Annotated in this window: 7 protein-coding genes; 5 read left to right on the top strand and 2 right to left on the bottom strand. The window is 73.8% G+C overall.

Translation table 11 applies throughout. From position 1 onward, the window contains the following. The first annotated feature begins 33 nt into the window (after positions 1 to 33). From AABA78_RS28915 to AABA78_RS28895, 5 genes are all read left to right on the top strand, one after another. Positions 34 to 9900, top strand: coding sequence for an Ig-like domain-containing protein (locus AABA78_RS28915; protein ID WP_338267899.1), 9867 nt, complete (start codon positions 34 to 36; stop codon positions 9898 to 9900). Then, a complete protein-coding gene (locus AABA78_RS28910; protein ID WP_338267897.1) occupies positions 9897 to 11075 on the top strand; it encodes a FecR family protein in 1179 nt (392 codons plus the stop codon). The genes AABA78_RS28915 and AABA78_RS28910 overlap by 4 nt, the downstream gene beginning before the upstream one ends. A 1-nt stretch (position 11076) precedes the next feature. Further along, positions 11077 to 12534 carry a CHASE2 domain-containing protein gene (locus AABA78_RS28905; protein WP_338267895.1) on the top strand — a complete coding sequence of 486 codons (1458 nt, stop codon included), beginning with the start codon at positions 11077 to 11079 and terminating at the stop codon, positions 12532 to 12534. A 129-nt stretch (positions 12535 to 12663) separates the two neighbouring features. After that, positions 12664 to 14463, top strand: coding sequence for a GGDEF domain-containing response regulator (locus AABA78_RS28900; RefSeq protein ID WP_338267893.1), 1800 nt, complete (start codon positions 12664 to 12666; stop codon positions 14461 to 14463). Between the two features lie 322 nt (positions 14464 to 14785). After that, positions 14786 to 15814 carry an LLM class flavin-dependent oxidoreductase gene (locus AABA78_RS28895; protein ID WP_338267891.1) on the top strand — a complete coding sequence of 343 codons (1029 nt, stop codon included), beginning with the start codon at positions 14786 to 14788 and terminating at the stop codon, positions 15812 to 15814. Here the strand turns inward: AABA78_RS28895 and AABA78_RS28890 are convergent. Together AABA78_RS28890 and AABA78_RS28885 are read right to left on the bottom strand one after the other, a co-directional pair. Then, positions 15765 to 16286: a DUF6232 family protein gene (locus tag AABA78_RS28890; protein ID WP_338267889.1), complete on the bottom strand. Its 522-nt coding sequence runs from the start codon at positions 16284 to 16286 to the stop codon at positions 15765 to 15767. The two genes, AABA78_RS28895 and AABA78_RS28890, sit on opposite strands and share 50 nt — an antisense overlap. Beyond that, positions 16279 to 16644: a DNA-binding response regulator gene (locus AABA78_RS28885; RefSeq protein WP_338267888.1), complete on the bottom strand. Its 366-nt coding sequence runs from the start codon at positions 16642 to 16644 to the stop codon at positions 16279 to 16281. Before AABA78_RS28885 ends, AABA78_RS28890 begins: the two co-directional genes overlap by 8 nt. Positions 16645 to 16699: the final 55 nt, after the last annotated feature.

Below are 16699 nucleotides of genomic sequence, written 5' to 3'. Positions count from 1 at the left end.
GCCCCTCGCCGCCGCCGTACTGAAGAGCCCCCCATGGACCCCACCTCCGACGATTCCTCCTTCGCCTGGTTCCGGGACGCCGCCCCCTCCACGCTGGCCTGGAAGCTGACGTGTCTGGTGTTGCTGGCGCTGCTTCCGCTGGGGGCCTCCGCCGCGCCGTCGCTGCGCTACCAGATGGATCAGCGGGGCGACTTCGTGCTGTTCGGCAACACGCTGTCGCAGGAGTGCCGCGCGGGGACGCCGGCGCCGCTGGTGGGCACGGTCGGCGCCTGCGGCACCAACATCGACGACCAGGCGGCGGACGTGCACTGGACGACCGACGGCACCACGGCGTCCGCGGACACGTCGGTGGCGCCGGGCAGCGCGAAGAGCCAGGCGGTGCTCGCGCTGCCGTCGGGGGCGGTGGTGACGTACGCGCGGCTGTACTGGGGTGCGGTGCGCTCGGTGGCGAGCCGCACGGGCACCATGTCCCCGGGGACGTCCGTGACGCTGGCGCGGGTGGGCACGTTCTCCACGGCCATCACCGCGGACTCCAGCAAGGGCTACACGAACGGCAGCAACTACGCCTACCAGTCCACGGCGGACGTGACGGCGCTGGTGCAGCAGTACGGCACGGGCGCCTACCTGCTCTCCGGCGCGGACGTGTTGGACTTCCGCAACGTCAGCGACACCTTCCCCTACTCCGGCTGGGCGATGGTCGTCTTCTACCGGCTGGCCAGCGAGCCCCTGCGCAACCTCACCCTCTTCGATGGGCTGGACATCGTGAGCAACGGCGTGAGCGCGACGGCCACGCTGTCCGGCTTCCTGGTGCCGGCCTCCGGCTACTCGGCGAAGCTGGGCGTCATCGCCTACGAGGGGGAGAACGTCTACTCGGGCGACGCGCTGAACTTCAACGGCGTGGCCCTGTCGGACGCGCAGAACCCGGCGAACAACTTCTTCAACGGCACGCGCAGCCGGCTGGGTGTGGCGCAGAGCAACGCCGGGGACCTGCCGCGCTTCGCGGGCACGCCGGCCACGCTCGAAGGCATGGACCTGGACGTCGTGGACATCACCGCGCGCGTCTCCGCGGGCCAGACGTCCGCGACGGTGTCCGCCACCTCCACGGCGGACCAGTACCTGCTGGGCGCGTTCATCACGTCCATCTCCACGCAGAAGCCGGACTTCATCCAGACGGTGAAGAGCGTGGCGGCCGTGTCGCCGCGTCCGGACGGCAGCCTGCGCGGCGGTGACGTGCTGGAGTACACCGTTCAGACGACGAACACGGGCGATGACTCGGGCATCCTCACGGTGCTCACGGACACGCTGCCCACCAACGTCACCTACGTGCCGGGCACGCTGCGGGTGACGGCGGGCGCCAACACCGGCGCGAAGACCGACGCGACGGGGGACGACCAGGGCGACTACGACGCCGCGAACCGCCGGCTCACGGTGCGCCTGGGCACGGGCGCCAACGCCACGCAGGGCGGCGTCATCAACATCGGAGAGAGCACGACGCTCGTCTTCCGGGTGACCATCAACGTGGGGGCCACGGGGAGCATCGACAACCAGGCCGTCGTGCGCAGCACCGGGCAGCAGGGCGCGCCGGAGACGTCCTTCCCGTCCTCGCCGCCGGTGGGGACCGGTCCCACGACGACGCCGGTGGGCGGTCCGCCCGCGCCGGCCGTGACGGCGCCCGCGGCCAACGCCACGCTGACGACGCGCACGCCCACCTTCAGCGGCACGGGGGAAGCGGGCAACACCGTCACCGTGCGCGAGGGCACCACGGTGCTGTGCACCGCCACGGTGAGCGCGTCCGGCGCCTGGAGCTGCGCCTCCACCGTGCAGCTCGCGGATGGCGCGCACACCGTGACCGCGCAGGCGGCGGACCCCAGCGGCAACCTCAGCCCGACGACGTCCGTGGCATTCAGCGTGGACGCGACGGCGCCGGTGGCGCCGGTCATCTCCACGCCCGCACAGAACGCGCAGCTCAACACGGCGACTCCGACGTTCACGGGCACGGCGGAGGCGGGCAGCACCGTCACGGTGCGCGAGGGCGCCACCGTCCTTTGCACCACCACGGCCAACGCCGCGACGGGCGCCTGGAGCTGCGCGTCCGGCGTGACGCTGCCCTCCGGTTCGCACACGGTGACGGCGACGGCGCAGGATGCAGCGGGCAACACCGGCCCCGCTTCCGGCGGGCGCACGTTCGTGGTGGACGTGACGGCTCCGGCGGCGCCGGTCATCGTCGCGCCCACGAGCGGCTCGGCGGTGAGCAGCACGACGCCCACGTTCAGCGGCTTCGCGGAAGCGGGCAGCACCGTCAACGTCGTCGTCGGGGGCGTCACGGTCTGCACCGCGACGGCGAATGCCTCCGGCGCGTGGTCCTGCACTTCCGGTACGGCGCTGGGCCAGGGTGCCCAGACGGCCACCGTCACCGCCACCGACGCCGCGGGCAACACGGGCCCGGCGAGCACGACCTCCTTCACCGTGGACACGGTGGCCCCCGTGGCACCGGTCGTCACGGCGCCCACGTCCGGTCAGCTTGTGACGACCCAGACGCCGGTCCTCTCCGGCACGGCGGAGGCGAACAGCACCGTCACCGTGCGCGAGGGCACGACGGTGTTGTGCACCGCGACGGCCAATGCCTCCGGTGCCTGGTCCTGCACGTCGTCTTCGCTCGCGCAGGGGGCGCACACGATCTCCGCGACCGCTCGGGACGCGGCGGGCAACACCGGCCCGGCCAGCGCCTCCGTTCCCTTCACGGTGGACTCGGTGGCGCCGGTGGCTCCGGTCATCACGTCGCCGACTTCGGGTCAGACCGTGGCCACGCAGACGCCGGTCCTGTCCGGTACGGCGGAGGCCAACAGCACCGTGACCGTCCGTGAGGGCACGACGGTGGTGTGCACCACGACGGCCAATGCTTCCGGTGCCTGGTCCTGCACGTCCGCGACGCTCTCCGAAGGTGCGCACACCATCTCCGCGACGGCTCGGGATGCCGCGGGCAACACCGGTCCGGCGAGCACGTCCGTCCCCTTCACGGTGGACTCCGTGGCGCCGGCGGCTCCGGTCATCGCGTCGCCCACGCCCGGGCAGCTCGTGGCCACCCGGACGCCGACGCTGTCTGGCACGGCGGAGGCGAACAGCACCGTGACCGTGCGTGAGGGCACCACCGTGCTCTGCACCGCGACGGCGAATGCCTCCGGCGCGTGGTCCTGCACGTCCTCCACGCTCGCGGACGGTGCCCACACGATTTCCGCGACCGCTCGGGACGCGGCGGGCAACACCGGCCCGGCGAGCACCTCCGTCCCCTTCACCGTGGATGCCACCGCCCCGGCGGCGCCAGTCGTCACCGCGCCCACGGCCAACCAGACCTTGACCACCCAGACGCCGACGCTGTCCGGTACGGCGGAGGCCAACAGCACCGTGACGGTGCGCGAAGGCACGACGGTGTTGTGCACCACGACGGCGAATGCCTCCGGCGCGTGGTCCTGCACGTCCTCCACGCTCGCGGACGGTGCCCACACGGTTTCCGCGACGGCTCGGGACGCGGCGGGCAACACGGGACCGGCCAGCACCTCCGTCCCCTTCAGTGTGGACACCACCGCTCCGGCGGCTCCGCTCATCGCTTCGCCCACGCCCGGCCAGGTGGTCGCCACGCAGACGCCGACGCTCAGCGGCTCGGCGGAAGCGAACAGCACCGTCACCGTTCGTGAGGGCACCACCATCCTGTGCACCACGACGGCCAATGCTTCCGGTGTCTGGACCTGCGCGTCCTCGACGCTCGCGGAAGGGGCGCACACGATCTCCGCGACGGCTCGGGATGTGGCGGGCAACACGGGCCCTGCAAGTACCTCCGTCCCCTTCACCGTCGACACGGTGGCTCCGGCGGCTCCGGGCATCGCGGCGCCCACGTCCGGTCAGCTTGTGACGACCCAGACGCCGGTCCTCTCCGGCACCGCGGAGGCGAACAGCACCGTCACCGTGCGCGAGGGCACCACGGTCCTCTGTACCGCGACGGCCAACGCCTCCGGTGCATGGTCCTGCACGTCGTCTTCGCTCGCCCAGGGGTCGCACACGATCTCCGCGACGGCTCGCGACGCGGCGGGCAACGCGGGTCCGGCCAGCACGCCCGTCCCCTTCACCATCGACTCCATTGCCCCCGTGGCTCCGGTCATCGCGTCGCCCACGTCCGGGCAGATGGTGGCGACCCAGACGCCGACGCTGTCCGGTACGGCGGAGGCCAACAGCACCGTGACCGTTCGTGAGGGCACCACCGTCCTGTGCACCACCACCGCGAACGGCTCCGGCGCGTGGTCCTGCACCTCGTCGCAGCTGACGGATGGCACGCACACCATCTCCGCGACCGCTCGGGATGTGGCGGGCAACACCGGCCCGGCGAGCACGTCCGTTCCCTTCACCGTGGACAGCACCGCTCCCGTGGCTCCGGTCATTGCCTCGCCCACTTCCGGTCAGACGGTCGCCACCCAGACGCCGACGCTGTCCGGTACGGCGGAGGCCAACAGCACCGTGACCGTTCGCGAGGGCACCACCGTCCTGTGCACCGCGACCGCGAACAGCTCCGGTGCGTGGTCCTGCACGTCCTCCACGCTCGCGGACGGTGCGCACACCGTCTCCGCGACCGCTCGGGACGCGGCGGGCAACACGGGCCCGGCCAGCACCTCCGTTCCCTTCAGCGTGGACACCACCGCCCCGGCGACCCCCGTCGTCACCGCCCCTACGTCCGGCCAGGCGGTCGCCACTTCGACGCCCGCCATCACGGGCACGGCCGAAGCGGGCAGCATCGTGACGGTGCGTGAAGGCACCACCGTGCTGTGCACCGCGACCGCCGATGCCTCCGGCGCGTGGTCCTGCACGTCCTCCACGCTCATGGATGGCTCCCATACCGTGTCCGTCACGGCCCGCGACGCGGTGGGCAACACCAGCCCCGCGCGCACGGTGTCCTTCACCGTCGACGCCACCCCGCCGGACGCGCCGGTCATCGTCACGCCCGCGAACGGCGCGGCGCTGGCTGCGTCCCCCGTCACCTACAGTGGCACGGCCGAGCCCGGCAGCCGCGTCACGGTGACGCTGGATGGCACGTCGCTGGGCACCGTCACCGCCAATGGCGCGGGCGAGTGGAGCTTCACGCCCGGCATCGTGCTCGGGGACGGCGGCCACACCCTCACGGCCGTCGCCCAGGACGGCGCGGGCAACAACAGCCCCGTCGCCACCTCCACCTTCACGGTGGACACCACCGCGCCGGACGCGCCGGTCTTCACCGCCCCGGCCCTGAACGCGACCGTCACCACCGCGCGGCCGACCATCACCGGCACCGCCGACCTCGGCACGCAGGTGACGCTCGTCATCGGGGGGAACACCTTCGGTCCGCTGACCGTGGACGCCTCCGGCACCTGGAGCTTCACGCCGGCCACCGACCTGCCCCAGGGCCCCATCACCGTCAGCGCCACCGCGGCCGACGCGGCGGGCAACGTCAGCGACGCGGCCCAGCTGACCTTCACCGTGGACTCGGTGTCGCCCGACACCGTCATCACCTCGCATCCTCCGGTCGCGAGCAACAGCACGTCCGCGACGTTCACCTTCCAGGGCACGGACGCGGATGTCGCGGGCTTCGTCTGCACCCTGGACACCATCAGCGTGGCGTGCGCCTCGCCGTACACGGCGACCGACCTGGACGCGGGCCCGCACACGTTCACCGTCGCCGCCGTCGATGCGTCGGGCAACGTGGACCCCACGCCCGCCAGCTTCACCTGGACCGTGGACGTCACGCCGCCCGCCGCGCCCATCGTCCTCCAGCCCACGAGCGGCGAGGTGCTCACCTCCGCCTCGCCCGTCATCACCGGCACCGCGGAGCCGGGCAGCACCGTGTACCTGGTCCTCGACAACGGCGCGCCGCTGGGCCCCATCCTCGTCAACGACCAGGGCGAGTGGAGCTACCCCGTCCAGGCCACGCTGGCGGACGGCTCCCACACGCTGAGCGCCACGTCCACGGACGCGGCGGGCAACACCAGCGAGCCCGTGTCGCTCACCTTCTTCATCGACACCGACGCGCCGGACACCACCATCGAGTCGGGCCCCGCCCAGCCCTCGAACAGCGCCAGCGCCACGTTCGAGTTCAGCTCCACCGGCGGCGGCATCCGCTACGAGTGCAGCGTGGACGCGGCGCCCTTCACCTCCTGCGACAGCCCCTTCACGCTCGACTCCCTCGCCGAGGGCGGGCACACCCTCGCCGTGCGCGCCGTGGACGCGGCGGGCAACGTCGACCCGAGCCCCGCTGAGTACGCGTGGACGGTGGACCTGGGCGCTCCCGAGGCCCCGGCCATCACCTCGCCCGCCAATAGCGCCCTCTTCAACACGGGCGCGGTGTCCTACGCCGGCACCGCGGAGGCCGGCACCACCGTGCGCGTGACGGTGGATGGCGTCTTCGTGGGCACCGCCGGGGTCTCCGAAGCGGGCACGTGGACCTTCACCTCGGGCCCGGTGCTGGACACCGGCGCGCACACCGTCTCGGTGACGTCGGTGGACGCGGCCGGCAACAGCAGTCAGGCCACGAGCGTCGCCTTCAGCGTGGACCTCGTGGCGCCGGACACGGTCCTCACCGCGTCCGTCCCCGCCGTCACCTCCAGTCGCGAGGCCTCCTTCGAGTTCACCTCCAACGACGCCACCGCGACCTTCGAGTGCCGCTTCGACACGGGGGCCTTCGTCCCCTGCACCAGCCCCCAGGAGCGCACGGCGCTCGCGGACGGCACGTACACCCTCCAGGTGCGCGCGGTGGACGCGGCCGGCAACGTGGACCCCACGCCCGCTGCCTTCACGTGGACCGTGGACACCGCCGCGCCGCAGACGTTCATCCGCTCCGGCCCCATCGCGAACGACGCGCCGAACCCCGCCACGTTCGACCTGGACTCCGACGAGACCGGCGTCACCTACGCGTGCAGCCTGGATGACGGCCCGTTCACGCCGTGCTCGGACCCGGCCCTCTTCACGGTGACGCCCGGTCCCCACACCCTCGCCGTGCGCGCCACCGACGCGGCGGGCAACGTGGATGACTCGCCCGCCACCTGGTCGTGGTCCGCGACCGATGACGCCGACAACGACGGCCTCACCGACGCGGAGGAGGCCCAGGCCGGCACCGACCCGCGCAACGCCGACACGGATGCCGACGGTCTCCCCGACGGAGTGGAGGTCCACTCCGGCCGCACGGATCCGCTGGACGACGACTCCGATGACGACGGCGTGCTCGACGGCAACGAAGACGCCAACCACGACGGCGTCACCCAGGCCACCGAGACCGACCCCACCCGCGCGGACTCCGACGCCGACGGCCTCACCGACGGCCTGGAGCTGGGCCTCACCGCGCCCCAGGGCACGGGCACCGACCCCGCCCACTTCGTCGCGGACGCCGACCCCGCCACCACCACGGATCCGCTCAAGGCCGACACCGACAACGGCGGCGTCTGGGACGGCATCGAGGACAAGAACCACAACGGCAAGGTGGACTCCGGGGAAACCAATCCGCTCGACGCCGCCGACGACGTGGACGCGGACGGCGACGGCGTGGACAACGCCACCGAACTGGAGCTGGGGCTCGACCCGTTCAACGCCGACACGGACGGCGATGGCCTGACGGATGGCATCGATGGCCTGGTCGACACCGACGGCGACGGGCTCATCGACGCGCGGGACACCGACAGCGACAATGACGGGCTCAGCGATGGCGAGGAAGACGTGAACCACGACGGCATCACCCAGGCCACGGAGACCGACCGCCGCCAGGCCGACACGGACGCGGACGGCCTCATGGATGGCGTCGAGGTGCACGGGCAGAACCCCACCGACCCGCTGGCCCGCGACACGGACGGCGACGGCCTTTCGGACGGCGAGGAGGACACCAACGCCAACGGCACCCGCGACGCCAACGAGACCGACCCCAACCGCGCGGACAGCGACGAGGGCGGCGTCCCCGACGGCGTCGAGGTGAAGGGCGGCACCAACCCGCTCGACGCCGATGACGACTTCACCGTGCTGGGCCGGGGCTGCTCGACGGGCGGCGCCGGGGGCCTGCTCCCGCTGGCGCTGGGCCTGCTGGCCGTGCCGTTGCTCGGGCGCCGCCGCCGGGCCCTCCCCGCCCGGGGCATGGGCCGGGGGGTGGCGTTGACGGTGGCGGTGGGCCTGTCGCTGGGCGCCGCGTCGCGGGCGGAGGCCCAGGCGTCGGTGTCGCAGGCCATCGACGTGCAGCAGTACAAGCCGGGGCCGGGCGCGTATGACGTGCTCGGGCTCAACAGCGCCCGCGTCGCGCCGCACCTGACGTGGAACGTGGGCGCGTCGCTCAACTACGCGCACCAGCCGCTCAACTTCTTCGATCCGCGAGAGGAGACGTTCGTCTACCGCATCGTGCAGCAGCAGGTGTCCCTGGACCTGATGGGGGCGGTGTCCCTCTTCGACCGGCTGGAGGTGGGCCTGGTGCTGCCGCTGACGGTCACCGGCTCGCAGTCCGCGAGCGCCGTGTCCGAGCAGTTCGCGAACGGCGTGGGCACGGCGGGCCTGGGCGACCTGCGCGTGGTGCCCAAGCTGGCACTCCTGTCGAAGGGCGCGCTGAACCTGGCGGTGCTCGCGCCCTTCACCCTGCCCACCGGCGGCGGTGACCACTTCCTGGGCGCGGACGGGCCCACCTTCCAGCCGCGCGTGGCCGGCGAGTGGGCCACGCCGTCGCTGCGGCTGCTCGCCAACGTGGGCGTCAACCTGCGCAAGGCGCAGGACCTGCGCAACCTGCACGTGGGCAACGAGCTCGCGTTCGGCGTGGGCGCGGAGGTGCCGCTCACGCAGGCGCTGTCCGCGCAGGCCACGCTCGCGGGCGCGGTGGGCCTGTCGGAGTCCGACAAGGAGGAGTTCCCCCTGGAGTTGCTGGGCGCGGTGAAGTACCGCTTCGCTCGGGGCTTCGCCGCGCACGTGGGCGCGGGACCGGGCCTCACGCGCGGCTACGGCACCCCCGCCTTCCGCGTCCTCGCGGGGCTGGCCTACACGCCGGGCGGTGCCTCGGCCCCGGTGGCCGCCGCCGCGCGTGCGCCCGCCTGCGCGCTGGGCCCCGAGGACTTCGACGGCTTCCAGGACGACGACGGCTGCCTGGATCCGGATGACGACCACGACGGCATCCCCGACGTGAGCGACACCTGCCCCACCGAGCCGGAGACGGTGAACGGCGAGCGCGACGAGGACGGCTGCCCGGACACGGTCCCGGAGGCGAAGCCCGCCACGGACAGCGCCACGCCCCCGGCCGCGCTCACCCTGCCGCCCGCCCCGGTGGACACGGACGGCGACGGCCTCCCCGACTCCGAGGACCGCTGCCCCACGGAGGCGGAGGACCAGGACGGGTTCGAGGACGAGGACGGCTGCCCGGACCCGGACAACGACAAGGACGGCATCGCGGACGCGGCTGACGCGTGCCCGCTGGAGGCGGAGGTCATCAACGGCGTGAAGGACGACGACGGGTGCCCGGACAAGGGCGAGTCGAAGGTGCGCCTGGAGGGCTCGCGCATCGTCATCCTCGACAAGGTGTATTTCGCCACGGGCAAGGACGTCATCCTGCCGAAGTCGTTCCCCCTGCTGTCGCAGGTGGCCGCCGTCCTGCGCACCCACCCGGAGCTGGAGCGGGTGCGCGTGGAGGGCCACACCGACAGCCAGGGCGACGACGCGAAGAACCTGGACCTGTCGCAGCGCCGCGCGAACACCGTGCGCGACTGGCTGGTGAAGACCGGCATCGCCGCGGAGCGCCTGGAGGCGGTGGGCTCCGGGGAGACGAAGCCGGTGGACACCAACGACACGCCGAAGGGCCGGGAGAACAACCGCCGCGTGGAGTTCAACATCGTGAAGACCGCCGGCCAGGCGGAAGGAGTGTCGCCGTGAGGAAGGCAGGCGCCCGCCTGATGCTGTCGCTGCTGCTGTCGGCCTTGCCCGTCACGGGGTTCGCGGCGGAGGCGGACAGCGCCTGCGGCGGGCTGACGTTCGACAACGGGCGGCTCACGACGGGCCGCCCCCTGGAGGCGAAGGGGGCCCGGACGGAGGCCTGCCTGCGCGAGGTGGCGGAGGCGGTGAAGGCGCGCCCCGCCATCCGGAGCCTCACCGTGGCCGCGAAGCTGCCGGACGCGGAGCGGCTGGACGGCCAGGGGCTGGCGGTGGCGAAGGCCGCGGCGGAGGTGCTGGTGAGCGCCGGCATCCCCCGCACGCGGGTGTCCTTCGTGGCGCCCCCGGGCGACGCCAACACGCCGGGCCAGTTGCAGCTCGCGTACGTGGAGCGCCCCGGGCCGCTCGCGGTGGCGCGGCTGCGCACGGCCAGCGGCCCGGTGTCGGCGAGCCTGGGCGAAGGGGAGCCGAAGCCGCGCGTGGCGGGAGACCCGCTGTACGCGGGCGAGCTCGTGGCCACGGGCGACACCGGCCGGGCGGAGCTGGCGCTGGCGGACGGCAGCCACCTGTTCCTGTCTCCCCACAGCGCCGTGCGCCTGGGCACGCTGGAGCTCACCGCCGAGCGCCAGCGCAAGGTGCTGCTGGACCTGGTGAAGGGCACGGTGGAGACGCAGGCGGCGCCGGGCGGCGCGGGGTCCACCTTCGAGGTGCGCACACGCGGCGCGGTGGCCGGCGTGCGGGGCACGCGCTTCCGCGTGGCGCAGCAGGAGGACGGCACCAGCCGCGTGGAGACGCTGGAGGGCAAGGTGGCCCTGGGCGCGGAGCAGGGCTCCGTGGACGTGGGCGCGGGCTTCGGTTCGCGGGCGAAGCCGGCCCAGGCGCCGGAAGCGCCCCGCGCGCTCCTCACGGCCCCGGCGCTGGAGCGGCCGCGCGGCGGCACGTACCCGAAGGCGCCCGCGCTCGTCTGGAAGGCGGTGCCGGGCGCGAAGCTGTACCGGGTGGAGCTGGCGGCGACGGCGGACTTCACGGGCGACGTGAGGGTCCAGGAGTCGGCGAACCCCACGGTGGACGCGGCGGCGCCGGGCGCGGGCAAATGGTTCTGGCGGGTGCTGGCGGTGGACGCCGACGGCTTCGTAGGCTACCCGTCGAAGATCTTCAGCTTCGACGTCGCCGGGTGAGATGACGCTGCCTGCTCGCGGTCCCAGGTCCTCGCTGCTGTCCTCCCCCGCCCTGCCGCGGGGGCTGGGCGTGGGCGTGGGCCTGCTGCTCGCGGTGGGCACGGCGTTGACGGGCGGCGCGCCGGGCCCGGGCGAGCGGGCCCTGTATGACTTCGCGGTGAGCCGGCTGCTGCCGCCGCTGCCCCCCACCGCCGACCTGGTGCTGGTGGAGGTGGATGACCGGGCGCTCGCGGCGCTGGGGGAGCGCTGGCCGCTGTCGCGCGCCACCTGGGCGAAGGCCTTCCAGGCGCTGGCGGCGTACCGTCCCAATGCGGTGGTGGTGGACGTCCTCTTCGACGCGCCGGAGTCCCGCGACGCGCTGGACCTGGGCGAGGACGTGTTGGAGCGCCTGCGCACGTCGGGCCTCACCCGGACGCCCGAGGGCGCCTCGCTGGCCAGCGACCTGGAGGCGCGGCTGTACGCGCGGGATGGCGACGCGCGGCTCACGGAGGCCTTCTCCGGGCTGGGCACCGTCATCCTGGGCAGCATGGCGCTGACGGAGGACGCCGGGGGCCTGCCCGCGCGGGGAGACCCGCTGACGCCGGTGCCCCTGGACGCGGACCGGCTGCGCCTGGGCGCGAGGGGCCTGTCCACGAACCTGGCCCCGCTGCGGCTGGCGGCCTGGAGCAGCGGGACGCTGAACGTGCTGCTGGACTCGGACGGCGTCATCCGGCGCTATCCCTACGCCGTGCGGGTGGACGGCAAGGCGTGGCCCTCGCTCGCGCTGGCGACGGCGCTGCGGCTGTGGCCGGAGCGCTCGGAGCCGCTCTTGCGCGTGGCGTCCACCGACGACGGGGCGCCCCTGATGCGGCTGCCCGCGCCGGACTGGCTGCCGCGTGTGAGCCTGGCGGACGTGCTGGCCGCGGGCCCGTCCTCCGTGGGGCTGGACCTGGCGCTCCGGGGGAAGACCGTGTTCGTGGGCGTCACCGCCACGGGGCTGCACGGCCAGAGCACCCTGCCCGGCCAGCTCGCGGTGCCGGGTGTGGAGATCCACGCCTTCGCGATGGACAACCTGCGCACCGGCCGGGTGCTGCGGTCCACGGGCCCCGCGGAGCTGCTGGGCACGGTGGAGACGGCGCTGGTGCTGGGCCTGCTGCTGTGGCGGAGGCGCCGCGCGCGGAGCCTGGGCGCGGTGGTGGGCCAGGCGGCGCTGCTGCTCGCCGCGCACGCGGCCTTCGTGGGCTGGCTCCTGGCGGACCCAGGCTGGGTCGTGCCGCTCTTGCCCGCGGTGGTGGGGGCAGTCCTGGTGACGCTGACGGAGGCCGTCGCGCGCACCGCGGACCTGCAGCGGCAGAGCGGCGCACTCAAGCGCCTGTTCGGCCGGTTCCCTCGCGAGGCCCCCGCCTCACTTGACGGAGAGCCCGAGGCAGGACCGGGCCGGGAGGCTTCACGGACCGCGCCGGGTGAGCCCCAGCCTTGAACGAACGCGGCGGAGCTCGTGGAAATCCTCCAGCGCTTCGCCTGAACGGCCCACGGCCTGGCGCCGCGCCCCTGGACAAAGGGCCAGGGTACGCGGGCGTGACAGGCGTGGCACCATGAAAGGACCGCCATGCCTCGCTACGCGCTCATCGCCGAACCGGATCGTCACCGTGCCGCGGCGTTGCTCGCGCTCGCGCAGCAGGAGGGGCTGGAGGGCACGACCGCGCGGGATGGCGCGGAGGCGCAGGAGCTGGTGCGCCAGCGCGGCGCCCCCACGCTGCTGGTGACGGACCTGGCGCTGCCGAGGGTGGACGGGTTCGCGCTGCTCGCGTGGCTGCGGGGCCGCCCGGATGCGAGCGGCACGGCGGTGATGGTGGTGACGGCGTTCGACGAGCTGCGCGTGCGCGCGTGGCAGCTCAAGGACGCGCTCGGCATCCACGCGCTGCTCAGCCGGCGCGCGGGTCCGGAGGCGATGCGCGACGGCGTGCGGCGCGCGCTCGCGGGCCAGCTCGCGGGCAGCATGTTGATGGAGTCCACCGGCGACGAGGAGAAGCGCCGGCTTGCGCGCATCGACGAGCTGGAGCTGGTGGACGCGGGGCCTCCCGACTCGGAGCTGCAGGAGCTGGTGGCGGAGGTAGCGCAGGCCTTCGGGGTGCCCGTCGCGCTGCTGACGCTGGTGCTGGGCGACCGCCAGTGGTTCAAGGCGCACGTGGGGCTGCCCGCCGCGCTCGCGAAGGAACGCGGCACGCCGCGCGACTGGGCCTTCTGCCACCACGTGGTGCAGGGCCGCGAGGCCATGGTGGTGCCGGACGCCACGCGCCACCCGGTGTTCCGGGACAACCCGCTGGTGCGCGACGGCATCGTCGGCAGCTACGCGGGCGCGCCGCTCGTCACCGCCACGGGCGACGTGCTGGGCTCGCTGTGCGTCATCGACACGCGTCCGCTGATGCTGGGCCCGGAGGACCTGGCGGCCCTGCGCGAGCTGGCGAACCGCGTGGCGGAGAACCTGGAGCGCGCCACCGCGCCCAACCGGCCGCGCCCCGTCCCAGCGCGCGTCCAGCGCGCGCCGGAGCCCGCGCTCACGGAGGCGGCGGCGCTGGCGCTGGTGCGCGAGGCCGTGAGCGCCCTGGACGTGCCGGTGCTGGTGGTGGCCCCGGGCCGCAAGCCGTTCGCGGCCAACGCGGCGCTGGCGGAGCTGCTGGGGCTGCCAGAGGACCGGCTGTCGGGCATGGCCTTCGACTCGCTGTGCCAGCACGTCGCGAACCTGACCGCGGACCCGGGCGGCACGCTGCGGCAGCTGGACCTGGCGGCGGAGGCTTCGCGCGGGCTGCACCTGACGCTGTCGCTGGAGCGGCCCCGGCCGCGCGTGGTGCGCTGGGTGGCGCGCCCCTTCCTGGTGCCCGGCGGCGTCGCGCAGCTGCTGTCGCTGCTGGACCTGGGCATCGGCTCCGACCTGATGGGCACGCGCGAGCGGCTGCTGCGCCAGGACGCGCTCACGGGGCTGGACACACGGCGGGCGGGCGAGGAGCGGCTGGCCAAGGAGATTGGCCGCTGCCGCCGTGAAGGGCTACCCGTCAGCCTGGTGCTGGTGGACCTGGTGGAGCTGGGCGCCCTCAACCGCGCGCGCGGCTTCGACGCGGGCGACGGCGCGCTGCGGGAGCTGGCCCGGCGCGCGGAGGCGCTCTGCCCTCCCCCGGGCTTCGCGGTGCGATGGACGGGGGACACCTTCCTGCTCGCGCTGCCCGGGGCGGACGCCGTGGTCGCGGAGGCCGTGCGCCAGCAGCTCCACGACCGGCCCGGCCAGCCCGGCTGCGTGTCCATCGCCGTGACGGTGCAGGGCGAGGAGGATCCGCATGACACCCTAGCCCGCGCGCAGGCCGCCCTGACCCGGGTGAAGCCAGAGCGCAAAGCCGCCCCCTCTCACGACTGACCCACTCCCGGGCACGGCCTCGGGCGAACTGGTCCTACTGTCGGACCAGTTGAGCGGCCTCGGCCGGCCCCGGGCGCACTGGTCCTACTGTCGGACCAGTTGAGCGGCCTCGGGCTCGGGCGAACTGGTCCTACTGTCGGACCAGTTGAGCGGCCTCGGCCCCCGGGCGCGCCCTGGCAGCAAGCCGGGCTGATGGGTGGGAGTGCCCCTGCCTGGCAGAAGGGAGGGCCCGAGCGCCCGGGCGGTGCGTCAATGCCGTGAAAACCCTGGAGGCCCTGGCTATCGAAGGGCTTTCCGCCCCCTGGCGCGAGGGTCCCCCACGATGATCCCCTTCTCCGTCCTCGACCTGTCCCCCGTCATCTCCGGGGGCGATCCCGGCCTCGCCCTGCGCAACAGCCTGGACCTGGCCCGCCACGCGGAGGACTGGGGCTACCAGCGCTTCTGGCTGGCCGAGCACCACAACATGACGGGCATCGCCAGCGCGGCCACATCGGTGGTCATCGGGTACGTGGCGGGGGGCACGAAGCGGATCCGCGTGGGCGCGGGCGGCGTCATGCTGCCCAACCACGCCCCGCTCGTCATCGCGGAGCAGTTCGGCACGCTGGAGACGCTCTACCCTGGCCGCATCGACCTGGGCCTGGGGCGCGCGCCGGGGACGGATCAACGCACCTCCGCCGCGCTGCGCAGGGGGCTGGGCGCGGACAGCTTCCCGCAGGACGTGGTGGAGCTGCAGAACTACTTCAAGGACCCCACGCCGGGGCAGGCCGTGCGCGCGGTGCCGGGCGCGGGCCTGCACGTGCCCCTGTGGCTGCTGGGCTCCAGCACCTACAGCGCGCAGCTGGCCGCGGCCCTGGGCCTGCCCTTCGCCTTCGCGTCGCACTTCGCGCCCGCGCAGATGATGAGCGCGCTGCACCTGTACCGCACGCAGTTCCGCCCGTCGGACGTGCTCCAGAAGCCGTACGCGATGATTGGCGTCAACGTCTTCGCCGCGGACACGGACAAGGAGGCCCAGCGACTCTTCACGTCACTGCTCCAGGCCTTCCTCAACCTGCGCCGGGGCCGGCCGGGTCCGCTCCTGCCGCCGGTGGACAGCCTGGACGGCCAGCTCAACGAGATGGAGCTGGCGGAGATCGAGCACATGCTGGCGTGCACCGTGGTGGGCTCGCCGGCCAGCGTGCGCGAGGGGCTCCAGTCCCTGCTCGACCAGACCGGGGTCGACGAGATGATGGTGACCGCGCAGATCTACGACCACGCCGCGCGGCTGCGCTCCTTCGAGCTCGTCTCGCAGGTGCGCGAGCAGCTCACGGCCGGGGACACGCGGCCCGCACCGTCCCCGCAAGCCGCGCGATGAGCTGGGCGTCGTGGCTGCCGAAGACGCGGCGCGCGCCGCCCGGCAGCCCCAGCACCAGGTAGTAGGTGTCCTCCACCACGAGCAGCGCGGCCATGGACGCGAAGAAGCCCAGGGCGGTGAAGACGAGCCCCGCCTCGTAGGCCCCGCGGAATGCCGTGACGCTGACGGACAGCCAGGACAACAGCGGCAGCCCCAGCACCGCCCCCAGGCCCACCGCGAGCAGGTAGGGCCACACCTTCGGGGTGCGGCGCGCGGTCTCCACCTGGAGCACGTCGCGCAGCGCCCAGGCCTGCCCGCCCACGACCAGCCGGTCGCGGGTGACGCGGACCTGGCCCGCCTGGAAGAGGGAGGGCTCCCCCGCGTCCGACACCGGAGCCACCACCGGCTCCGGCACGGCCACCGGGCGGCGCTCCACATCGCGCAGGGGGACAACGGGACGCAGCACCGTGACGACGGCCATCGGTTCACCCATGGGTGGTCTCCAAGGAGGGAAAGTGCGAGCGCAGGAGGGCGCGAAGCTCATCGAGCGGACGGCCCAGCGCGAAACATGCCCGGGCCCCCTGACACAGGGCGCGTGACACCAGGCGCTCGTCCGCGAAGGGAAGCAGGACCACGACGGGCGCGGCGGCGGCGCAGGCCCGCGCGCGCGTCAGCACCGGGAGGATGGCCTCACCGCGCTCCACGTGCGCCAGCACCAGGTCCGGCCGGGCCGCGTCCCCCGCGTCCAGGAACAGGGCGATGCCCAGGTCGCCCAGCACGTCCGCCAGCAACGATGCCAGGGACTCATCCGCACCGAGCAGCAAGGCCCGGGTTGTGCGCAGGGGCGTCACGGCCCCACGTCACAGCAAGCAACATGCCTGGACCACCGCCCCCCGGGGCCTGGGA

It is taken from the genome of Corallococcus caeni (genome assembly GCF_036245865.1).
Taxonomy (GTDB): domain Bacteria; phylum Myxococcota; class Myxococcia; order Myxococcales; family Myxococcaceae; genus Corallococcus; species Corallococcus caeni.
The sequence above is the reverse complement of the archived record's forward strand: the minus strand, read 5'-3'. Positions and strand labels throughout refer to the sequence as shown.